General features: G+C 41.8%; 17 protein-coding genes and 1 tRNA gene. 7 read left to right on the forward strand and 11 right to left on the reverse strand.

Translation table 11 applies throughout. The annotated features are described in order from the left end of the window. The first annotated feature begins 37 nt into the window (after window positions 1-37). Window positions 38-478: a cupin domain-containing protein gene (locus ABD036_RS03035; RefSeq protein WP_343856339.1), complete on the forward strand. Its 441-nt coding sequence runs from the start codon at window positions 38-40 to the stop codon at window positions 476-478. Window positions 479-552: 74 nt separating this feature from the next. Here the strand turns inward: ABD036_RS03035 and pckA are convergent, their stop codons facing one another. Together pckA and ABD036_RS03045 are read right to left on the reverse strand one after the other, a co-directional pair. After that, the gene (gene pckA / locus ABD036_RS03040; protein ID WP_343856340.1) at window positions 553-2,193 is read right to left on the reverse strand and encodes a phosphoenolpyruvate carboxykinase (ATP); all 1,641 of its coding nucleotides are present in this window, start codon (window positions 2,191-2,193) and stop codon (window positions 553-555) included. Window positions 2,194-2,499: 306 nt separating this feature from the next. Further along, complete coding sequence (locus ABD036_RS03045; protein ID WP_343856341.1) at window positions 2,500-4,392, reverse strand: putative bifunctional diguanylate cyclase/phosphodiesterase; 1,893 nt, start codon at window positions 4,390-4,392, stop codon at window positions 2,500-2,502. A gap of 341 nt (window positions 4,393-4,733) precedes the next feature. Here ABD036_RS03045 and ABD036_RS03050 point away from each other — a divergent pair, with 341 nt between their 5' ends. The 5 genes from ABD036_RS03050 to ABD036_RS03070 all read left to right on the forward strand — a co-directional run bounded on the left by ABD036_RS03050 (window position 4,734) and on the right by ABD036_RS03070 (window position 10,411). Then, window positions 4,734-6,029: an ATP-grasp domain-containing protein gene (locus tag ABD036_RS03050; protein WP_343856342.1), complete on the forward strand. Its 1,296-nt coding sequence runs from the start codon at window positions 4,734-4,736 to the stop codon at window positions 6,027-6,029. Continuing rightward, complete coding sequence (locus ABD036_RS03055; RefSeq protein WP_343856344.1) at window positions 6,010-6,804, forward strand: GNAT family N-acetyltransferase; 795 nt, start codon at window positions 6,010-6,012, stop codon at window positions 6,802-6,804. Before ABD036_RS03050 ends, ABD036_RS03055 begins: the two co-directional genes overlap by 20 nt. Continuing rightward, window positions 6,801-7,526: a phytanoyl-CoA dioxygenase family protein gene (locus ABD036_RS03060; protein ID WP_343856346.1), complete on the forward strand. Its 726-nt coding sequence runs from the start codon at window positions 6,801-6,803 to the stop codon at window positions 7,524-7,526. The genes ABD036_RS03055 and ABD036_RS03060 overlap by 4 nt, the downstream gene beginning before the upstream one ends. A 480-nt stretch (window positions 7,527-8,006) precedes the next feature. After that, the gene (locus ABD036_RS03065; RefSeq protein WP_343856347.1) at window positions 8,007-9,296 is read left to right on the forward strand and encodes a DUF2254 domain-containing protein; all 1,290 of its coding nucleotides are present in this window, start codon (window positions 8,007-8,009) and stop codon (window positions 9,294-9,296) included. 116 nt (window positions 9,297-9,412) lie between these two features. Beyond that, on the forward strand, window positions 9,413-10,411 hold the full coding sequence (locus ABD036_RS03070) for an endonuclease/exonuclease/phosphatase family protein (RefSeq protein ID WP_343856350.1): 999 nt from the start codon (window positions 9,413-9,415) through the stop codon (window positions 10,409-10,411). Window positions 10,412-10,632: 221 nt separating this feature from the next. Here the strand turns inward: ABD036_RS03070 and ABD036_RS03075 are convergent, their stop codons facing one another. The 3 genes from ABD036_RS03075 to ABD036_RS03085 form a co-directional block, all read right to left on the reverse strand. Further along, entirely contained in the window at window positions 10,633-11,082 is a 450-nt protein-coding gene (locus ABD036_RS03075) for a cupin domain-containing protein (protein WP_343856353.1), read from the reverse strand. A 319-nt stretch (window positions 11,083-11,401) separates the two neighbouring features. Next, window positions 11,402-12,070 carry a TVP38/TMEM64 family protein gene (locus ABD036_RS03080; protein ID WP_343856355.1) on the reverse strand — a complete coding sequence of 223 codons (669 nt, stop codon included), beginning with the start codon at window positions 12,068-12,070 and terminating at the stop codon, window positions 11,402-11,404. Then, window positions 12,067-12,825, reverse strand: a complete 759-nt coding sequence (locus ABD036_RS03085; protein WP_343856357.1) for a gamma-glutamyl-gamma-aminobutyrate hydrolase family protein — start codon at window positions 12,823-12,825, stop codon at window positions 12,067-12,069. Before ABD036_RS03085 ends, ABD036_RS03080 begins: the two co-directional genes overlap by 4 nt. Before the next feature lie 267 nt (window positions 12,826-13,092). On the opposite strand from ABD036_RS03085, the gene ABD036_RS03090 reads away from it, so the two are divergent. Then, window positions 13,093-13,620 carry a general stress protein gene (locus ABD036_RS03090; protein ID WP_343856359.1) on the forward strand — a complete coding sequence of 176 codons (528 nt, stop codon included), beginning with the start codon at window positions 13,093-13,095 and terminating at the stop codon, window positions 13,618-13,620. A gap of 322 nt (window positions 13,621-13,942) precedes the next feature. On the opposite strand, the gene ABD036_RS03095 is transcribed toward ABD036_RS03090, so the two are convergent. The 6 genes from ABD036_RS03095 to ABD036_RS03120 all read right to left on the reverse strand — a co-directional run bounded on the left by ABD036_RS03095 (window position 13,943) and on the right by ABD036_RS03120 (window position 21,890). Further along, on the reverse strand, window positions 13,943-15,373 hold the full coding sequence (locus ABD036_RS03095; RefSeq protein WP_343856361.1) for an oligosaccharide flippase family protein: 1,431 nt from the start codon (window positions 15,371-15,373) through the stop codon (window positions 13,943-13,945). Between the two features lie 121 nt (window positions 15,374-15,494). Next, the gene (gene asnB / locus ABD036_RS03100) at window positions 15,495-17,354 is read right to left on the reverse strand and encodes an asparagine synthase (glutamine-hydrolyzing) (protein WP_343856364.1); all 1,860 of its coding nucleotides are present in this window, start codon (window positions 17,352-17,354) and stop codon (window positions 15,495-15,497) included. Further along, window positions 17,342-18,520, reverse strand: a complete 1,179-nt coding sequence (locus tag ABD036_RS03105) for a glycosyltransferase (RefSeq protein WP_343856365.1) — start codon at window positions 18,518-18,520, stop codon at window positions 17,342-17,344. Before ABD036_RS03105 ends, asnB begins: the two co-directional genes overlap by 13 nt. An 844-nt stretch (window positions 18,521-19,364) precedes the next feature. Continuing rightward, window positions 19,365-19,454: transfer RNA gene (locus tag ABD036_RS03110), tRNA-Ser, on the reverse strand. A gap of 129 nt (window positions 19,455-19,583) precedes the next feature. Then, window positions 19,584-20,642: a quinolinate synthase NadA gene (gene nadA, locus ABD036_RS03115; RefSeq protein WP_343856367.1), complete on the reverse strand. Its 1,059-nt coding sequence runs from the start codon at window positions 20,640-20,642 to the stop codon at window positions 19,584-19,586. A 75-nt stretch (window positions 20,643-20,717) separates the two neighbouring features. Then, the gene (locus ABD036_RS03120) at window positions 20,718-21,890 is read right to left on the reverse strand and encodes an acyltransferase family protein (RefSeq protein WP_343856370.1); all 1,173 of its coding nucleotides are present in this window, start codon (window positions 21,888-21,890) and stop codon (window positions 20,718-20,720) included. Window positions 21,891-21,954: the final 64 nt, after the last annotated feature.

Here is a 21,954-nt window from a genome sequence, read left to right on the forward strand (position 1 = left end):
TAACAATAATTGATTAACTTTGTGAAGGGAGCAAGCAATGCAAACGAAAGCCATAATCAAACACTCTACAGACGGCGATTGGCTCAAGGTATTGGGCATGGAAATTAAATTTTTGTGCGACAGTACTGATACTAATAACCGCTATTCAAGCATGCTCAATACCGTCCCCAAAGGCACGGGCGCACCACCGCACTTTCATCCTTGGGACGAGGCGTTTTACGTATTGAAAGGTGAAATAGAACTACGACTTGACGATGATGTTCACACGCTGACCAAAGGAGACTATGCGTTAGTACCAGCCAATCGTGTACATGCTTTTACGGGGTTGTCAGAGGAGGAAGGTTTGATGATTGCGTTTGAATCGCCCAGTCATTCACATATGTTTTTCCAAGAAATCAACGACACTGTTACCAATATTCCCGAAGACTTGCACAAAATGCCCGACATCGGTAATCGTCACAAAGTCTCATTTGTATGAAATAGCCTAGTGATATCGTGCATTTATGAAAATTGCCAGTCAGCGTAACTGACTGGCAATATACTTCTACGGAATTACCCCTCTAATTGAGGTCCAGCCGAAACCAGTGCTTCACCATCTGGTACATCGGTAAATTTGGTGAAGTTACTCACAAATTGCTGAGCTAAATCAACGGCTTTCACCTGCCATTCATCCGATTGTGCATAAGTATTACGAGGATCTAATACCTGTGCGCTCACACCGTTTAGTTGGGTGGGAATGGTTAAGTTGAATATGGGTAAATTGGTCATTGGTTGTTGATCGATAGAATCATCCAATATGGCATCTATAATGGCGCGCGTATCTTTGATTGAAATACGTTTACCTGTGCCATTCCAGCCAGTATTGACTAAGTAGGCCTGAGCACCAGAATCTTGCATTCGTTTGCGCAACACCTCAGCATACTGAGTGGGATGCAAACTTAAGAATGCAGCGCCAAAACAACTAGAAAAAGTGGGTTTAGGCTCTGTGATCCCACGCTCAGTACCTGCTAATTTTGCGGTAAAGCCAGATAAGAAATAATATTCTGCTTGTTGTGCAGAAAGCTTAGCCACTGGCGGTAGTACACCAAATGCATCAGCTGTTAAAAAGATAACTTTATTGGCATGCCCTGCCCTAGAGACCGGTTTAACAATGTTATCGATATGATAAAGCGGATAAGACACTCGGGTATTTTCAGTTTTTGAATTGTCATCAAAATCAATTTTACCATTTTCACCGACCACGACATTCTCTAGCAATGCATCACGGCGAATAGCTTGATAAATATCCGGCTCATTTTCGGCACTCAGGTTAATGGTTTTGGCATAACAACCACCTTCAAAATTGAAAATACCGTTGTCGTCCCAACCGTGCTCGTCATCACCAATGAGTTGACGTTTCGGATCCGTTGATAGGGTTGTTTTACCCGTTCCGGACAATCCAAAAAAGATCGCCACGTCACCGTCTTTACCGACATTTGCACTACAATGCATAGAAGCAATACCGCGCAATGGCAAGAAGTAGTTCATCATTGAGAACATGCCCTTCTTCATTTCGCCACCGTACCAAGTACCGCCAATGATCTGAATTTTTTCGGTAAGGTTAAAGGCGACAAAATTTTCTGAATTTAAGCCTTGCTCTTGCCATTTATCGTTCACCACTTTGGCGCCATTCATCACCACAAAGTCTGGTTCGAAGGTTGCCAACTCATCGTCACTAGGACGAATAAACATGTTTTTCACAAAGTGCGCTTGCCACGCCACTTCTGTCACGAAACGTACGCACAAACGGGTATCTTCGTTAGCGCCACAGTAGGCATCGATGATGAAAAGGCGCTTGTTTGAGAGTTGTTTAGTGACTAACCCTTTGAGATGTGACCAGGTCTCAGTCGACATCGCTTTATTGTCATTTTTACCTTGATCAGACCACCAGATAGTGTCGCGAGTGGTGTCATCTAACACAATGTACTTGTCTTTAGGCGAACGGCCGGTAAAGATCCCCGTATCCACCGAGATCGCTCCTGAATCGGTCAAATGGCCTTTTTCATAACCGCTCAAACTAGGATCAGTTTCTTCAGCAAATAATTGTTCATAGCTTGGGTTATATAGGATTTCTGAGGTGTCGGTGATGCCTAAAACAGACAAATCAATGATCTTTTCCTGACCATTGTCTAGTGACTCTCGCAAAGCACTCATGTTTGTAGTTTCCTTGGTGTAGTTGGGTATAGAGGTTAATCTGTTGTTTTTATTATTGTTTTTATTTTTGCATTATTTAATTTAGATATTTAAAAAAGGCTCAATGTTAACTTTTAAATGAGCGCCCGCAGGATACCGTGGACAACAAAGTTTGTCATGTTCAAAAATCAACTTTGCACAAAGGGATCACTTATAATTTGACTGTTATTTTACGGGCTGAACGTGCAGATAAAATTTAGAGAAGTCAAAAAACACACGGATTGCACAATGATAACTCTTAGTGACACTGAGCGGTTCAGGCCAATTTTATTTTGCATCAATATTGCGTGCGACGTATGTTAAGAAGTCTTCTGGTGACTGGGGTTTTGCCCAATGGAAACCTTGACCAAACTGACAACCTAATTGAGTCAATTGCTGCAAATTTTCGTGAGTTTCTATACCTTCAGCAATAACGGTTAAATCAAGACTTTTTGCAATATTGATGATGGCAATAATAATATTTAGGTCTTGTTTTGAGTCATGTATTTTGCGCACGAAAGACTGATCAATTTTCAATGCGTCTAAGGGGTATTTACTCAGATAACCAAGGTTGGAATAACCTGTACCAAAATCGTCAATTGAGAAGCTAACACCATGCTTTTTAATGTCATTAAGTTGCGACTGGATATTTTCACCTTCGCCGAGTAACAGCGACTCGGTTAATTCCAACTCTAGGTACTTTCCTTCAAGTCCAGATTGACGTAACGCTTTTTCAACTTGTGCAGTAAGATTACCCCGCGCGAATTGAACAGATGAAAGATTTACCGCGATTTCAAAATCGACATATCCCGCTTGATGCCATGACTTGCAACGACGGCAGGCCTCCTCCAACACCCAGTCTCCTATTTCGACGATTAATCCAGTTTCTTCTGCTAATTCAATAAACTGGCCCGGCGCCATCAACCCACGTTCAGGATGCTGCCAGCGTATGAGCGCTTCTGCCCCTACCAATTTTCCAGAGCGTAAATCTACTTTGGGTTGATAAAAAAGTATGAGTTCTTGGCGCTTTAAAGCATCGCGTAAATCCTTTATCAACACAAAACGCTCTTCACTGAGACTGTTCATACTGGCATCAAAAAAACGATATAAGTTTTTGCCATCAGCTTTGGCTTTATACATCGCAATATCTGCTTTTTTACAATAACTATCAAAATCAGCGCCATCGTGTGGGGCCATAGCAATTCCGATAGAAGCAGATATTTGGATATGATAACTATCCAAAAGGATACTCTGATTTACCGCATCAAGAATTTTATTACAGGTTTTTTCAACGTCTTTTATGTGTTTAACCTCGGTCAATAAAACGATAAATTCATCTCCGCCAAATCGACTTGCAGTGTCCATACTTCGTAAACTTTTAGAAATATTTTCAGCCACTATTAGTAACACTTGATCACCCACGGTATGACCGAGAGAATCATTTATCGTTTTGAAATTATCCAAGTCGATAAACAAAAAGGCTAATTGTCCGCCATGCCGTTCAAGCAGTTTCATTTGATAGTTAAACCGATCTTGGCAAAGCGTGCGGTTTGGCAACCCCGTCAAGTCATCGTAGTGTGCCATGTATTGAGCCTTTTCCTCAGAATCCTTAAGTTTTTGATTGCCTTTTTCTAGCTTTTGTAATGCGTTGCGTAAATCATGAGAGAACGTTCTTATGCTATAGCTAGCGGCAGTTAAAATTAGAAGGACGATGACAATATTCGGAATATTGACTGGATCGTAGCCTTCATTACGCCATCCACTGATGTGGGTAAAACCAATCAACAGGGTCACGCAACAGAAGAATACGTAAAGCAAAGTAAACTCGCGACGAGAACACATCAATGCCGCAAAAAAAAGGATGGCAGGAAAAGAAATGACAGCAGGGTCACGCAACCCGGAATTTAGCATTACCGCGATTGACAATCCTACTGCGATCGACCACAGCAAAATGGATGCGGCTTTATCGACTTGATTAGAAGATAAAGAGCGCAGCGCATACAGCATCATGACATCACAACCCGCAAGGGTTAATAGCGTGGGCAGGTGGTAAGCCGTTATGTAGATTACGACTAATCCCAAATTCAAACAGACTAATGTGATATACAGCAGTTGCCGCAAACGCTTGGCGCGAAAATGGGTTATTTCATCGACTGCGGACGAATCGTCGGTTTCTGACATAGGCAATACCACTGAATCTGAAACTAAAGAATAACAGCGATATAGATCAGCAACAATAGAAGCAGATTAATTTATGAGCTCTAAGCAGTAACTTAGTTTAAATTCGATTAAATTTCTGTGCTGCTTTCTATATGCCTTTGCTTAAGCGTATTGTGATAGATATCGGCATATCTTATCGTCACCCACATGTCATCGTTTAGGTGACGACTAGGCTCATGAACTTCCGCCAGTATGGCCTTGTAAGATAGACGGTTTTATTGCTTTGGCCTGTTAGTATCATCACCGCTCTTAATGAATTACTATGAAACAATACGTTGGGTTTTCCATTATTGGATGTAAAGATGGCGAGAAGTACAAAACAGCAGGCGATTTTGTTTGTAGGAAAGCTACCATTCAAGCTAACCAGTTCACTCACTACGGCAAATCTGCATGGCAGTTCTAAATTGTTACTCATTCAAGAGCACGAATTGCCGACGCCAACGGATAGGCTTAGTTATAACGCTATTTTTCACACAAATTTTCATCAACAAACACCCCTTGACCAAACACTAGCGAAAATTGAGAACGAGTTTACAATTAGCGCCGTGTTTGGATTAAGTGAGATTGGCGTACTACCCGCAGCTTACCTGACTCAAAAAGCAGGGATAAAGGGTAATACTATCAATACCGCTTTAGCCTGCCGAAATAAGCACACAATGCGCATGGCACTATCAAAGGCAAATGTTAGCGTCCCGAAATTCCATCTTTATCAAACTCATTCAAGCCTAACTGACACTGAAAATGCGTGTGGTGAATACCCATTAATTTGTAAGCCCTTGCTTGGCTTTGCAAGTAAGGGGGTTATCCGCGCAGACAATAGAGAAGAATTGGTTAAGGCTATACGTCGAATTAATCGCGATAATGCGTTTGTTTTATCGTCGTTTTATAATTTATTTTGCCCCGAGGATGTAAATAAAGTCTTAGTAGAATCATTTGCTACGGGCAAAGAATACGCTGTGGATGGCATTGTGGTCGATGGAGAAGCGCAGATACTGCAAATAATTGACAAACCAGATGTTTCTAATGGTCCTTATTTTCCCGATTCTGTTCATATCTCTCCGGCTAACATAGATGATAACGCAAAAAACCAACTAATAATTGCCACAAAATCCAGTGTTGCTGCGGTTGGGTTAGTTAATGGACCATTTCACTTGGAAGCAAGAATCGACCAAGATATAGTAAATGTCATCGAAATAGGCGCTAGGATTGGATTCCCTCGCTTATTAAAGTTATCCACCGGTTTAGATATTGTAAAATTAACGATTGAACAACATTTTAAAGCAAAGTTAGCGGATACTATTGGGCCAACTTGTTTTGCAGGAAATCTTTGTATTAATCCTGAAACAGCGGGCTTTTTTAATGGTATCAGTAATCTTGAAACCTTAAGAAAACTACCAAATGTCGACGAAATTGTCGTGTTTGTTCAACCCGGTGATAAAGTTCACCCGCCGCCAGATAGCAGTGGCTATATAGGCTTTGCCATTGTTAAAGGGAATTCCTATGACGAGGTTGCTACAACACTTTACGAAATACGGGATACGATACAAATAGATATTAAGCAGCGTAGAATCGATTGTGATGCCAAAAATAATAACTAAGCAAGAAAAAGCAAGCTTATTACTAAGCGAGTTAAATTATTTCAGAGCCGGTAGTAAGGTCAAAGACATCTCGCATGGCCAATTGTGTTGGTTAGAGGAGTTTAATCAAATCTCAGCGGCAACGATTTTACACAATGTAAATGGGACACGCGCGTTAGCTGAGGTTGAGTGGCTTGATCGGGTTAAAACGCTGTTTAGCCGTTTAGGGGCGTCCCAATACCGGTTTTACTTAACGCAATTTGATGACTCCCACATTGAACGTCTCAAGCAATTTGGATTACAAGTAACGGTAGAATTGGGCATGCTAGGTCATTTAGAAGATATTGGGAATGCGGATTTCCATGATGCTGGTGAACTGGTACTTATTGATGATGATAGAGCACTTTCGCTAAAAAGAAAACTCTATCAAGAATGTGAAGTTGGAGCAGATGGCCACCAAATGCAAAATGGGGTGTTTGCTGATTATGAGCAAGTGAAGTGTAACTCTGGCTACATGTCTAGTTATCTGTATTATCATAATAATCGGTTGAAAGGCACGGTATCGCTTGCTTTAGAAGGTCGTTTTGCTCGATTAAAAAACCTCTATATTCACCCCAAGTATCGAGGTCAAGGAAGTGGTAAACCCTTGGTAACGGGATTGATGACAATCGCAAAAGAGCAAGGAGCAGAAGTATTTGGCACCTATGCCCTGCAAGGAGGGATATCTCAGCGACTATATTCGAGTTGCGGATTACGCCCTTGCATAAGCCAAGTGGAAGGAGTTGGACAACTGTGAATGAAAGTATCAGTAATTTTCATGCAAGCGGATATTGCATTTCTCGGGGGTTGTTTTCTCAACAAGAAATTTTTAATTTTGTTGCAGAATCACAACGACTTTGGGAGCTTTATCAATCGTCCACATCGTTTGATCTTAGGGCTGGATACAGACAAGCAAAAACCGGTAAACAGGTTCTAGAAAGGCTCGACCCTGTGGCAGACATATCACCTATTTTTGCCAACATGAATGCAGATAATCGGTTAGTGCATTTAGCTCAAGAAGCGCTTGCAGAAGAAGCTATCGTCATGAAAGAAAAATTGATATTTAAGTGGCCAGGCACATCTGGTTACGGTGTTCATCGTGACGAACCTTATTTCGCAAGCTCTGGTGCCAAAGGAAGTGAGATGATTTCCATTTCCGTTGCCTTAGACACGACGACTGAACAAAATGGCGCAATTATCCTTTACCCTGAATCTCGGCTTGCTGAATTATCTGCGCCAAAGAATGAGCCCAGAGATATCGACATTGCTAAACTAAACGAAAACCATAAATTAATGCCGTTATTAGAAGCCGGTGATGCGATTTTATTTGATGGCTTAGTGCCCCATTGCAGTGATTATAATATTAGCAATAACGCAAGACGCACCTATATGGTGACCTTTGTCCCTGCTCGTTACGCTTCAGCTCGTCAAAATTATTATCGGCAGCGCTATCAAGAAATCCTCCAAAAGCGTGTGTAACCCAGTGAGTTTCAACGTTCGAAAGTTTGATTTTGTTTTTTATATTAGGCACCTGAAAAAATAAACACAAAAAACCGCGACTTGAGCGGTTTTTTCAATATGGAGTAAAGCAAGCGATACTCTGTGCTGCCTCCATGCACTTATCCCGGCGGGCGTCTGCGCGCTACGAAGTGCTACGGACAACTAGTCGAGCTATCACTTTAACGTTGCCCTATTGATTTAATGAGCAATTCCATGCCGTGCAATAACGTTCATTAACCTTTTAGAGTGTCATTTATTAACGAAATGATCCTGATGTATCAGACACACTAGATTGATATATTTTTGTCAGCTGAATTTCAGGTGTATTTTTCAACGCTTTGCTAGGCATTTATTGGACAATCTGTTACTAATACTAAGAGGGAAATAGGCGATGTCCTAATTGAAATACGCGCGCCGTGCGCACTATTAAAATGGTTAGACAGAACAAAGGAAATCATTATGACTTCGTTAATTTCGTTAGACCGCCTCCGATTCCTGTTTAATCGTTTTGGTGAGCGCCTTTGGGTTCGTCCACTGGCGGTATGTTTACTGTCCATTGCTGCGGTCTTTGCAGCGAAGCTCATTGATGGTTTTAAGTTAGCGAACCTTGCACCCGCAGTTGCACAAGACTCTGTGGTAACCTTGCTTTCCCTTATGGCAGCCAGCATGTTGGTAATCGCCACCTTTTCAGTGGCATCTATGGTATCAGCATACGCCGCGGCAAGCAGTTCGGCGACACCTCGCTCTTTCACCCTCGTACTTTCCGACGACGTATCACAAAATGCGCTTTCTACCTTTGTCGGCGCCTTCATTTTTAGTGTAGTTGCACTCACTGCCGTGAAAAATGCTTTCTTTGACAGAGCTGGCCTCTTTGTCCTTTTTGTTCTGACTGTGATTGTATTCGCTATGGTGATAGTGACATTTGTACGTTGGGTAGACAAAATTGCGCGACTGGGCCGAATTGGCTCGACGATTGAAAAGGTAGAAAGAGCAACCGAAAGTGCTTTGATAAGAAGGTTAGATAAACCGACTCTTGGCGGTATAACAATATCGGGACCATCGGTGTCAGGGTTAGCCGTGTATGCATCTGAAATTGGTTATGTACAGCATATTGATATGGCTGCTCTTCAACGTTGGGCAGATGATGTTAACGCGCAAGTAGTGGTGTCTGCATTACCCGGCACTTTTGCTTCACCCGATCGGGTATTAGCCTACGTAAGTATTTCCTCAGGCGAACAACCGAACTTTGACAGCACTGACCTAATCAAGTCGTTCCAAATTGGAAACGACCGTACGTTCGAAGATGATCCTCGATTCGGTCTTGTCGCCTTATCTGAAATTGCCGCCAGAGCGCTCTCACCAGCGGTCAACGACCCTGGTACCGCGATAAAAGTAATTGGAACATTTGTCCGTTTATTTTCGCTTATCAACGAGCCTAGTGTTACAGGTAATCGGAATCAACCCGAATATGACCGGATAGCGGTACCAGAGATCTCGGTATCTGATATGTTCGACGACGCTTTTACATCCATTGCCCGAGATGGCGCAGGGGCGGTAGAGGTATGCGTCCGTTTACAAAAGGCTCTTAATTCCCTTGAGTCACTTGGCAATGGTGAAATTCGAAAAGCCGCTCGATATCACAGAAATTTAGCTTTAAAGCGGGCATGTAAAGTGCTTGATATCGAAGAAGACATTGCGATTGTTAGGGGTGTTGCAAACAGTGCGGAATCAACGCTGAACCAGATTTAGAAATTAAAGAATAATAGGCCTTACACATGATATCAGTACTTACCCTATGCTCAGTGTTAATCTTACTGTTGACGTTACTTCCTCTTTCTCGTCATCCGCACTGGATTATCAGAGGAATGGACTTTCCACGTCTACAATTCGCTATTTTCATCGCTGCTCTGCTCATCGCAGAGTTTATGTTCCTCAATCTACAATCGGCTTTCACTTGGCTGCTAATCTCAATCGCTACTTTGTGCCTAATTTGGCAGTTGTGGTGGATTTTGCCCTACACGTGTTTGTGGCGTAAGGAAGTTCAAAAAGCAACCAATAGTTGTTTTGAGAATCAAATAAGTATTTTGACGGCCAATGTGTTGACACCTAACCGAAAAGCTAACCGGTTAATTCAATTAGTACGAGAGCACAAGCCAGATGTACTGGTCACTTTGGAATCAGACCAGTGGTGGGAAGATCAGCTCAAAGTTCTGGAAACAGACATGCCCCACACCATAAAATGCCCGCTAGATAACCTTTACGGCATGCATATTTTTTCAAGGTTACCTTTAGATGAACAGGAAATCTCTTTCTTGGTCGAGAAAGATGTCCCCTCCATACACACAACGATTAAGTTGCGCTCAGGCACTACAGTTCGCATGCATTTCGTTCACCCTGCTCCTCCTAGTCCGACTGAAAATCCAGAATCAGCTGAGCGAGACGCTGAGTTAGTAATAGTGGCTCGCAGTGTTGCCGAAAGTGATAAACCCGTCATAGTAACAGGCGATCTTAATGACGTAGCTTGGTCAGCTACAACACGGCTTTTCCGTAAAATTAGTGGCTTATTAGATCCGCGAGTAGGCCGTGGTATGTTCAACACTTTTCATGCTGACATTCCTTTTCTGCGGTGGCCATTGGATCACCTATTTCACAGCCAACATTTTACGTTAAACTCCATCAAACGATTACCTTCGATCGGTTCTGACCATTTTGCCTTACTGACTAAATTGACATTTTCTCCTATAAAAGGAGCTGGTCAAGAAGGATTAGACTCAGATGCGTCTGACCATCAATGGTCAAAAGAAATAGCTGAAGAACAAGATGTAAGTAAAGACGATGTCCCACAACCTGGAGAGTCTAAGTAAGGTGGCCTGAGCAGCCTTAACATCCGCATATCAGTCATCTAACTAAGCGCTGTGAGCGGACCGGTTTTTTGCTGGGGTTTAAACCTACCCCCAAGCGCGGCTTTGAATTGTGAATTCAATCTGTATCGCCACAAGCATTGGTTGGCAAATATGACACGCTATTGCGTAAACAATTTAAGGGATGCTTTTGACAGTCCAATGCTATGGTTGTTATGTGAGAGCTATTTATTTTTTGTGTTTTTAATAGGCATTGCATCAAGAGGCCCTACAAAACCGATATACAAAACACAAGCCTCACCTTTATGACAATATGCTGAATGGGGCAATTTGGCTGGACCATATGCATACTCCCCTGTATTTATTGTTGCCTTTTCATGATTGTCATATTTGACATCAAGAGTTCCTGAAACTAGTACCATACGCTCCTGAGAGGTGTGCAAGTGATGAGGTATTTCAAAGTCACCAATCACCTTAAAGTAGATATCCAGGTTATTATCGGCAGGGTTGCCTTGCAAGACGGCAATTTCGCAGCCTTTAGGTATGAAGTCTGGACATGGGCCCCATTTAAGTGCTTCATCCTTATGAGAGATAACCAAAGGTTTTTCTTCCGCATTTAGATACCCGCACATGAATAATAAAACTAAGGTTAGAAATAATGGAGTGATATTCATTTTTTGATGCCTATTTTAGTTATCAAATTGAACTGTAATTTCACATAACAGTGAAATGATTTGGCTCCAAATAACCGCAGATTGATTTATGTGCCAATACCTCGTTAATTATAGCTTTAGAAAATGTTGGTAGAAAAAGACATTATTGCGTTAATTTGCACTTAATACCCCGCTCTAATAAAAATAAGGACCGGTCGATGTGTGAAGAATCTCATCGAGAGAATGGTACTAATCTCGGAGATAGGTCAACCCGACACAGCTCATCCAGAGCTCAAGTTACAAAAAAGTATACAACCACTGATGTTCATCAGCGCATCTTCTAGCCCTCAGCTGTTTGTTCATCATTACCCTGCTGGCGTTTGATCACAAAATACACTGCATACAAAATAACGGCTGCAACTAAGGATGACAAGGCAATGCCGGAGGGCTCTTTAATCATCTCTAACGCACCTTTGCCAAAAAACATCGCACTGAGACTTAAGGGCGCAATACCTATCGCTGAGCCAATGGCGTATTTGACAATATTCAACTTCATGGTGCCACAAATCATGCTGGTAATCGTAAATGGCGGCGTGGGTGCAAGCCTTAAGGCCATCACAGCCCAGGCCCCTTTGTCGTCTAACTTGGACTTGATTTTATCAATATTGTTTTCAACTTTTTTACCGAAAAAGCTGGTGTCGATCAGTCTGCCTACGCCATAACCACTAAGGCTTGCTAATAAGAACCCAGGGAAGACAATCAACAAGCTGACCCAGATATTAAAGACTAAACTCACTGCAAACGCGATTAACGGAATCGGCACAAGTAACGCGCCGCCAACCGTAAACACAGCTAAAAATATCAGCGCGGTTGAAAAGGATTCAGGCACCTCATTGGTCACTTCAGTGATTTTATCGATGGACAAATAATCTCGCAGCGGAGTTAAAAAATACAAACCTGCTATGACACAAATGACCACTGCTACTATTGCGATTTTTTTGTAATTCATGCTGTTTTCGCCGCCTTATTAACTAACCATTTAAAGATATTTCTGTGCACTGTTAAATAAAATAGATATTCTGGGTGCCATTGCACTCCTAGCACCACATCACTGCCTTTTTTCTCGAGTACCTGAGTGATCCCTGCTTCTTCCTTGGCTGTCACTTCCAAATCGTCGGCGGGCTTGCCAACTGCTTGAGAATGAATAGCATTAACTTCGATAGGATCGTCCCCCGCTATTTCAGCGATCAACGAATCATCTTGAGTATAAATAACGGTTTTACGAGCAAATGGACTGCGTATTCGCATCTTGTTTTTTAGCAAAGGTAAGGTCGATTCATACATGGTGCCGCCTAAACTGGCGTTCAGCAGTTGATGGCCTCGGCAAATGCCCAAAATGGGCTTTTTGTTGACTAGTGCATAGTCAATAAATTGCATTTCCATTTCGTCACGGTCTTTATCGTAAACCGGCTTTGACCAACCAGTAAAAAACTCCATGGGATAAAATAGGTTTTCTTTAAAGCGTAAAAATAAAGAGCGTTCTACTTCAGGCGCGTCTTCTTGTTCAAAATTGTCTGGATGAATATTGGAGCCACCACCAATGATGATGCCGTCATAATCCAGCTTACCGTCAAACTTTTCTGGCGTAACTCGCACAGCTTTGCCGCCAGCTAACTTCACGCTTAACGCGGTAAATAGCCAAGCAGTGGTGCCGCCTGTATTAGGGCCTGTGACTGCAATATCAGGCTTGGGGTTTGACTTCATAAATAATCTTTTCCGTTTGTTTATTCGCTCGTTTGAGATGTGTCGATAGGAGCCGTCTGCGTGTTGTTCAGTAAATAACACGGCTGCCATTTAACCGTTTGTTTTAAGGTTAAAGCAGCTTCTATGCCAAGCCTTGGATGATTGGCCGTTTTACATGTTTCCAAAAATATCCATCTCTGAAACCTAAATAGCATTGGCATGTGCATTGCTTTTACTTGGATAAAATTGAGACTAAATTTCAATCAACCCAAGATGGGAGATACTGAGATGAAAACGACCGTAATTGGACTTTTTAATAATACAAAACAAGTGAGTGCTAGCATTCACCAATTAGAAAGCATGGGGTTAAACGCCCAGCAGATGAGCTTGATCACAGCAGACAACATTGATAAAGACTCTTTTGAGATCACCACCAACACCAAACTTCCCGAAGCAGTTGGCACCGGTGCGGCAGCAGGTGGTGCGCTAGGCTTGATAGTGGGAGGACTTGCAGCAGTAGGCTCTGTTGCCACGGGTGGTGTAGGATTATTAGCATCAGGCCCCATAGTTGCAGCCTTAACCGGCGGCGCCTTTGGTGCAGGCGGCGGAGGCATGCTTGGCGCAGTATTGGGCACGGTCATGCCGGATAGTGAGCAACAAAAAATAATCGATGAATTAGAAAAAAATGGCGCCTTGCTTTGTGTCGAATGTACTGAGCAAGAAGTAAGCAAAGTTAGTCACCTGCTCAAGACCCAAAACGCAACCAAGGTAGAGACGGTCAACCATGCCGAGTTAGAAAAGATAAAGGGCCACTGATTAACTAAATTCAAAGTCGCAGCGTGTTTCAGTTGAAAGCGTTAGATAATAGTTAACATAGTAAACTCTCTAAAGAGAGCGTATGGGAGTATAAATATGAGTACTCTAAGCACCTCGTGTGCCTAAAAATATTTCACCCTTTTGTAAGTTTTACAGTTGCGGATGTGCAGCGCTTAGAGTCGCGCAGATATTAAATCGCCCCTGCCTCACATTGTTCGATGGTCGCTCACATTCTTACAATATGACTCAATTTTTTCGTTTTAAAACGCGGCTTATTTGACCTACAACAAAGCTTCGGAAGAATAAAGTATTTGCTCATGGGTTACCCCTTAGTAAGAGTCCGAATTTCATTTACAGTCATTTTAAAGCTTTTAGGGAACATGAAATAAAATGTGCTTATATAAATAACTGATCCAGCCATTATTGCTGATATTAATAATAAATAAGGATTAGTTAAATATTGGGTAAAAAAGGATAAGTAGAAGGACACAACTCCAAACATGATTAAACCAGCAACTATTGCTGGATATAAACTTTTAAATAAAATAAAGAACGAAACGTTAACAACTCTAGCAAAGTAAAAATAGTGGATTGGTATCATTATAAAACTTACGGCAATATTCGTTAAAACCAAGTATAAAATACCGTATTGAACAGCTATAAGACTTGCCAACACTCTAATCAAAAATCCTACTTTCACAACCTTATAAATCAACTGAGGTTGACCATTTGCAATGAAAAAGCTATTCATAAACCAAGCAAAAACAAGTGCCAATACTTCAAAACCAAATAAGGACATCAAAAGAACGGATTCCTGCCATTTACTTCCCAGAATTCCCACTAAGAAAACGTCTGAAATTGCAGATAGCCCAAGGAATATTGGAATAATAAAAACAGCGACCAATGACGCTAATCGGTAGCAAACAGTGGCGTGATTATCTTGTGAACGAGACAACGTGTTAACCAAAACTTTATTAATCTGCCCCAACGTGAGGTGTTGAATTTCCATATAAGGCCGCTTAGCTAAAGATAGTAGAGCAAAAAAATTAGCGCCTAGAAAAGAAGCAACCATAATTTGGTTAGCTCGATCAGTAGTAAAAGTTAAAAACTGGGATAAGAATAAAGGCTTGATAAACGTATACATTTCCTTTAATTCATATTTATCTATTCGAAAACGAGGAAGGAACTGAGCATTTATCACTAACAATGTAGACAGTAAAAAAGAATGAATTAAACGACCAAAAATAATAGACCATTCTTCAAAGCCATAGACTGCAAACATCACAGCTGATATACCCGATATAAAAGAGCTCGCGACCGTGATTTTGGCAATAATATGATAATTAAACTCACGTTGTATTTTCGAATCGGCAACGATACTGAAGGAATTAATGATTAAAATAGGACAAAGTGCCAATAAATAGTGAGTTTGAGTTCCTTGATATTCATGGCTAAAAACATAATTACTTGCAACAATTAGTGCTATAAAAATACAAACTAAGATAAATGATGCAGTAAAACTTGAGTTTGCTTTGGCGCTTGTAAACTCTTTTGTTTTCAATAAATAAGCATTAAAACCTACCGTACTAAATACAAAAAAGATATCAAGTAGAAAGAGTGCGATGGCTAATTTACCAAAAGTATTCACGTCCAATATTCTTGCTAAATAAAAAAACAAAAGAATATTTATAACTTGTGAAAATATTAGGGAGCCTGAGCTCCATAACACACCCATGGTACTTTTTTTCTTCACTTTATTTTCACTTTACATTAGGACCTTTGTTCATTACTCAATATAAAAACGGATAATCTATCGCTTAGGTTTTTGCCTCCCGTTAATGGAAAACGGTCTATAGTCAATCCAAAGTATTCGTTCAAGCCAACCAAGGGCAAGTTTTTCGCCACAATAAATAAACATAAAACAACCAGAGTCGGTGCCCGTTATCTTTCACTCCAGACAAATGTTGATGATAAAGGGCTTTGAGCGCATCAATATTTATGAATTGAGATTCGCTCCCTTCAAGCAGCTCAATAAACTGTAACCCCATATCGCCACGAAACCATTCACCGATGGGCACGGCAAAACCTTGTTTACGCCGTTTCCAAATGTTTTCAGGTAACAGATCTCGGAACGCTTCATACAGAATTGGTTTATTCGTTTTCCATGAAAGCTGCCACTCCAACGGAAAAGAAAAGGCTAACTCAACAACTTTTTGATCCATGAAAGGCGCTCTTGTTTCTAGGGAGTGACTCATAGATGCCCGATCTACTTTGGTATGAATATCTTGAGGTAAGTAAATATGAGCATCATTGAACATCATTGCAACAACTTCGTTTGGTTTGGCATCCTCAATTAATCGGTCATCATGATGACCAATTGAAGATAGCCCCGGTAACAAATCATTGAACTGATGCTCGGTAAAAAAACGTGCACTCACAAAGGGGGTTTCGGATCCTTGGCGATCAACAACATCAAGAAACATATGCGCTTTTTTTAACAAACTGCCACTATGGTGTGCCGAAGGTTCTGGCATCAATCGAATCATCCTCGCGACTTGCTGCTGCAATAGTTTAGGTAATTTTTTATAGTGATTGATGAGTGCTCTCGCTTTATAACGCTGATAACCACAAAATAATTCATCTCCACCATCACCGGAGAGCGCAACCTTTACATGCTGAGAGGCAAGCTCAGCTACTTTTGAGGTAGGTAAAATAGAAGAATCGAAAAAAGGTTGACCAATATGAACACCAAGTAGCTTTTCAATGTCTTCCCGTGAAAAGCTTTCTAAAACATATTCGTAAAGATCAGTTTTTAGATGCTCTGATACTTGACGTGCATATTTACGCTCATCATAGCTTTTAGAATCAAACCCTACCGTGAAAGTCTTGAAACCTTCTATATGATGTCTAGAACCTAATGCGGTAATTATTGAAGAGTCCACCCCACCCGAGAGGAAACTACCAACATCTACGTCACTAACTAGTCGACGTTTTACAGAATAATCCAATGCATTTCTCAAGTCTTCAACCGCATTGCTCTTAGTTCCTTGGTATTTACTAACTTTAAGCCGCCAATACGGTTCTTCTGCGGCTTTGACTCCTGGGGTCCAACGTAATATATGGCCGGGCTTTACTTCTTTTACCTGTTCATAAGCAGTAAAACCAGGTAAGTAGAAACCGTACCGAAAATAATCTGCGGTACTGGATAAATCTTCCGTCCATTTATCGTCAGACAAAACGGATAACGCTGGTAATTCTGAGCAACATGAGAAAGTATCAATAGTATCTTGATAATATAGGGGTTTTTTTCCCATTCTATCGCGACCTAGAAATAGAACGCCGTCTTGTTCATCCCAAAAAACAAAGCCCCACATCCCTTCAAGCTGCTCAAGGTATTTCACACCAAATAACACGAGCCCAGCGAGCAAGACCTCTGTATCGCCGTTTGTTTTGAACGACCACAAGTTTTGAAGCTTTTCTCGTTGTTCCTTATAATTATAAATTTCACCATTAAACGCCAAAGAATAGCGCCCACAAGGACTTAACATTGGCTGTTGGCTTGCGTCTAAATCAATAATCGATAGTCGTGTATGCCCGATAAATCCATTCGCTAATGGTGCAAAGCAGCTTGAGTCAGGGCCTCTGTGAGCCAGTTTTTCGAGTGAAGTCTTAATTTTTGATTGCAAAACTTGCTTTTCAGCACGCTTATTCCATATAAAGCTTACGCCACACATTTTGCATTCTCGATACAAGAAATCAGCAACTTTTGATACTTTTCACCGGTAGACTCCCAACTCAATCCATTAATTATAATAAATTTTCGTGCTGAACCGGCTAAACGCTTTCTTACTAAATTGTCGTTTATTAATTCTGTTAATTTTTCGGCCAAATCAATTGGATTTCCGGTTTCGAACAGAACACCGTTTTCAGTATCAGTGATTAACTCCCGATTGGCATCAATGTGGCTGGCAACAATGGGTAAGCCTGAAGCCATTGCTTCTAATAAAACATTCGCCCTCCCCTCTGAGTAACTGGCAAAAACAAAAATAGTCGAACTTTCTAAATAGGTTGCAATTTGCTCGTTAGGAACTGAGCCTATAAAATTCACACTTTCGGCTATTCCCAGCCTTTCAGCTTGTTCTTTCAATCTATTCTTGTCGGGCCCATCTCCAATAATATTGAAAGCAAAAGGTACACGACGTTGGTGAAGAATCGAACAGGCCTCTAAGATATCTTGCACACCTTTTTTCGGATTCAAATTTCCTACTGTAGTTAATACGGGTATCGAGGAATCAATAGAACGCGCAGAGTTAAGATCGAGATATTCACCATCTACTCCATTAGAAATTACTACAAACTTATGCTGGTACTTAGGGTAATTAGCTGATAACAACTGATAAAAACGCTCACTTACGCAGACGACTTTAGAACTCAATTTAATCGCCATATGCAGTATCAAACTTTTTTCACCCTTGGATTGATTAGGATGAACATCGCTTCCTCGTAACACCGTTATTACTGGCACACCGAATAATCTAGCCGCTAAGCCAGCGAGAAGACCGTTGACTGACCAGTTTGCGAGTACAGCATCTTTATTTCGACAATGGATTATACATTGGAAAAGCATGCTAAAAATAAGGGGCAACAATAATGTCCATGCAAAAAAGCTGCTTTTTAAAGCTACTGGTATTCCTCCGGGACCATGCGCTAGCTTTTGCATGCGCAGAGGCGCGTATCTAGCTACTTTTATATTGCTATCAACAACAGTGTTGTCATCTGCTGGAGTTACTACTGTAATGCGAGCAAATTTACTGAGCTGTACCGCCAGCTTCTTTACAAAAACCCCGCTAACTGAACCTTTTCTTAGAGGGTACGAAGTTGTTACTACAAGTATGTCCATTTTTTACTACTACTTCATTTAAGTATTTTTCTAATTCCTATTGCGCGATATAGCAATGTAGGTGCTCAGATGCATTTAGTTGAAACTCAGCTCCTCACGCTTTAGAAGAATAAACCACAAAACTAACTTATTCAACGAGGCCTAATATCGTCACGTTCAGAGTTATAGAACAGACAATTACTAAAGACCATGAGAGCAAAAAATAAGGGGGGTTAGCATTACACCGGTAATAGAATATTACATAAACTCGACTGGAATTAAGAAACCCGCTAAAGCAGTGCTTTGGCCCGGCTTAATTGGTCCTTATTGAACCTTAATTTGGGGGAAAGAGAGGGATGTCCTCAGGTACATCCATGCACCTGACCCTTCGGGCGCCTACGGCGGTACAAATTGTTCCAGACAATTTGTCGAACCGCGAGGCTTCTCACCCTCTCTCTATTTTTCTTCGAATGCTAAATGCAAAAAAACCGCAACTTGTGCGGGTTTTTCTTATTTGGCGGAGAGAGAGGGATGTCCTCAGGTACATCCATGTACCTGACCCTTCGGGCGCCTGCGGCGGTACAAATTGTTCCAGACAATTAGTCGAACCGCGAGGCTTCTCACCCTCTCTCTATTTTTCTTCGAATGCTAAATGCAAAAAACCCGCTACTTGTGCGGGTTTTTCTTATTTGGCGGAGAGAGAGGGATGTCCTCAGGTACATCCATGTACCTGACCCTTCGGGCGCCTGCGGCGGTACAAATTGTTCCAGACAATTAGTCGAACCGCGAGGCTTCTCACCCTCTCTCTATTTTTCTTCGAATGCTATATGCAAAAAACCCGCTACTTGTGCGGGTTTTTCTTATTTGGCGGAGAGAGAGGGATTCGAACCCTCGTTAGGTTTAACCCTAAACACACTTTCCAGGCGTGCGCCTTCAGCCACTCAGCCACCTCTCCGAAACTTTCTACTAACTTTGTCTTTCGCCCTTCGCTAAAAAATACATGCTTGGCGAGCGCGGCGTATAGTAGGTAATTCCCCGATACGAATCAAGCCGAAAAAGCCATAATCCTATAATAATCTTTGTTTTAGCTATTAGCGTTGGCTTGCGCTTTTAACTGTGCTGAAAAATCCAGCATTCGATTTAGGGGGATCAGTGCTTTTTCACGTAAATCATCAGCAACATGGATCTCATGGCCAGAACCATCATTTAACGCATCGTAAATCGCTTTTAAGCCGTTCATTGCCATCCAAGGACAATGAGCACAACTTTTACAGGTTGCGCCGTTACCGCCGGTTGGCGCTTCAAGAAACGTCTTGTTTGGCGCCAGTTGCTGCATTTTATAGAAAATGCCTCTGTCGGTCGCCACGATGAACTTCTCATTCGGTAAGTCCTGCGACGCTTTTATTAACTGCGAAGTTGAGCCAACGGCATCGGCCATCTCAACCACACTTGCTGGTGACTCAGGATGCACTAGCACCGCCGCATCAGGGTGCAGATGCTTCATGTCACGTAGTGCTTTGGCAGAAAATTCGTCATGAACAATACATTCACCTTGCCACATCAGCATATCGGCGCCGGTTTGCTTGGCAATATACGCACCTAAATGACGATCCGGTCCCCAAATAATTTTCTTACCTTGAGCATCAAGATGATCGACAATTTCCAAAGCAATACTGGATGTCACTACCCAATCAGCTCTGGCTTTAACGGCAGCTGATGTATTGGCATAGACCACGACAGTGTGATCCGGATGCTCATCGCAAAACGCACTGAACTGATCAATTGGACAGCCTAAATCTAGTGAGCAAGTCGCTTCTAAGGTAGGCATCAATACGGTTTTTTCAGGACTGAGTATTTTGGCGGTTTCGCCCATGAACTTAACGCCAGCAACAATCAGCGTTTGCGCGTCACAATCTCGTCCGTAGCGTGCCATTTCAAGGGAGTCGGAAATAAAACCGCCCGTTTCTTCGGTCAATGCTTGGATCTCGGGATCGGTGTAGTAATGCGCCACCAATGCAGCGTTACGCTCAACCAACAAACGTTTTATCTCTTGGGTATAAAACGTCTGCTTTGCCGTCGACAAAACCGCGGGTTTTGCGGGGAACGGATAATCAATCGAATCAATGCGATTCACCTGCGTCATGCTACATCTCTTGTAAACAGGATTTAAACGTCCGAGTATTATACCCTAGCCAATCGAAGTTTAAAAACGAGCAAGCTAAAAACCTCGCTTATTTTGCTGTTTTAAACCAAATAACCATCGTGTTAGCGGGGTTCTTCGCACTATTTCGTAGCCGATTAGGCAAGTTAACACCGTTGAGCCAAGAATCAGGGGAAATTCTATCGCGGCTGGCAGAGCAAATTCTTTTAAATTCCACGCAACGACGATGATCACCGTTTGGTGAAACATATACCAAGGCAGTATCGCTTTGTTAGCGTATAGCAAAAATGGCGTGGGTTTAGTTAAGTAAGCTCCAGCAAATCCGATAAGCGCGAATATCCATGCCCAATGATTTGCGGTAAAGAAAATGCCATATAGCATTTGTACCGCAAAAGAGTCCTCATATTGAGCGGCTAGCCAAGGAAAACCGCCATTTCTGTCGGCCACAATGAAGCTATATCCAAGCAGCGCAATGCCTAACAACCAACTGCGCTTGGCGATAACGTATTGCCACCAAGTGTCGACTCGCGCGAACGTATACCCGGTAATGAACACCAAGAAATATTTGCTGTGATTATACCAATCATCCACAAGGGCATGTGTCACAGGATAGCTTTGGGCTAACCAATACCAACAACCAATCAGTGCCAAACAAAGTAACCCAAACATCACGGCAAAGGGAATTCGCGGCCCGATTGAAGCGATAAATCGATCCAGCACTTGATGACTCAAAATGACAATCACGCTGTAAACCCACAAATAAGGTAAAAACCATAAGTGATTCCAGGTCAATAATCCGATAGGAGAATGATGATCACGCAATAGTGATGTATTGGGATTGATATATTCCAACCAAAATGACAAAACGCCCGGTGTGATTAGGTTTTGACTGATGGCTTCCACATAGACCTGTGGAAATACGATGACAAACATGCCAAATATTAACGGAACCAATAATCGGTTGGTTCTAAGCTTTAATAAGGTCATGTTTGAATAACGCTTGACCACCAAAGACAACGCCATCGCACTGATAAAAAACAACAGTGACATCCGCCACCTGTTGGTTAAGATCATGAGTTCTTGCAACCAAGCAAAGGTATGCTCACTTTTAATGTGCCACCCCCAATCCTGCACGTAATACATACCAATGTGGTACAGGATGAGTAATAAAAAAGCTAAAGTGCGTAACCAATCCACATCGTATCGTCGCGAATCTTGAATTTCTAACATGTTAATTTTACCTCTGTATATCCATTTAGCTTGTGATAGATTTACCTCTCACACGGCACGTTTA

The sequence above is a fragment of the Aliiglaciecola litoralis genome (genome assembly GCF_039523355.1).
In the GTDB taxonomy this organism is placed as follows: Bacteria; Pseudomonadota; Gammaproteobacteria; order Enterobacterales; family Alteromonadaceae; genus Aliiglaciecola; species Aliiglaciecola litoralis.

What these genes read in the sequence shown, in the direction of transcription:
- ABD036_RS03035 (WP_343856339.1), top strand. Translation starts at nt 38, where the DNA reads ATGCAAACGAAAGCCATAATCAAACACTCTACAGACGGCGATTGGCTC.
- pckA (WP_343856340.1), bottom strand. Translation starts at nt 2,193, where the DNA reads ATGAGTGCTTTGCGAGAGTCACTAGACAATGGTCAGGAAAAGATCATT.
- ABD036_RS03045 (WP_343856341.1), bottom strand. Translation starts at nt 4,392, where the DNA reads ATGTCAGAAACCGACGATTCGTCCGCAGTCGATGAAATAACCCATTTT.
- ABD036_RS03050 (WP_343856342.1), top strand. Translation starts at nt 4,734, where the DNA reads ATGGCGAGAAGTACAAAACAGCAGGCGATTTTGTTTGTAGGAAAGCTA.
- ABD036_RS03055 (WP_343856344.1), top strand. Translation starts at nt 6,010, where the DNA reads ATGCCAAAAATAATAACTAAGCAAGAAAAAGCAAGCTTATTACTAAGC.
- ABD036_RS03065 (WP_343856347.1), top strand. Translation starts at nt 8,007, where the DNA reads ATGACTTCGTTAATTTCGTTAGACCGCCTCCGATTCCTGTTTAATCGT.
- ABD036_RS03070 (WP_343856350.1), top strand. Translation starts at nt 9,413, where the DNA reads ATGGACTTTCCACGTCTACAATTCGCTATTTTCATCGCTGCTCTGCTC.
- ABD036_RS03075 (WP_343856353.1), bottom strand. Translation starts at nt 11,082, where the DNA reads ATGAATATCACTCCATTATTTCTAACCTTAGTTTTATTATTCATGTGC.
- ABD036_RS03080 (WP_343856355.1), bottom strand. Translation starts at nt 12,070, where the DNA reads ATGAATTACAAAAAAATCGCAATAGTAGCAGTGGTCATTTGTGTCATA.
- ABD036_RS03085 (WP_343856357.1), bottom strand. Translation starts at nt 12,825, where the DNA reads ATGAAGTCAAACCCCAAGCCTGATATTGCAGTCACAGGCCCTAATACA.
- ABD036_RS03090 (WP_343856359.1), top strand. Translation starts at nt 13,093, where the DNA reads ATGAAAACGACCGTAATTGGACTTTTTAATAATACAAAACAAGTGAGT.
- asnB (WP_343856364.1), bottom strand. Translation starts at nt 17,354, where the DNA reads ATGTGTGGCGTAAGCTTTATATGGAATAAGCGTGCTGAAAAGCAAGTT.
- ABD036_RS03105 (WP_343856365.1), bottom strand. Translation starts at nt 18,520, where the DNA reads ATGGACATACTTGTAGTAACAACTTCGTACCCTCTAAGAAAAGGTTCA.
- nadA (WP_343856367.1), bottom strand. Translation starts at nt 20,642, where the DNA reads ATGACGCAGGTGAATCGCATTGATTCGATTGATTATCCGTTCCCCGCA.
- ABD036_RS03120 (WP_343856370.1), bottom strand. Translation starts at nt 21,890, where the DNA reads ATGTTAGAAATTCAAGATTCGCGACGATACGATGTGGATTGGTTACGC.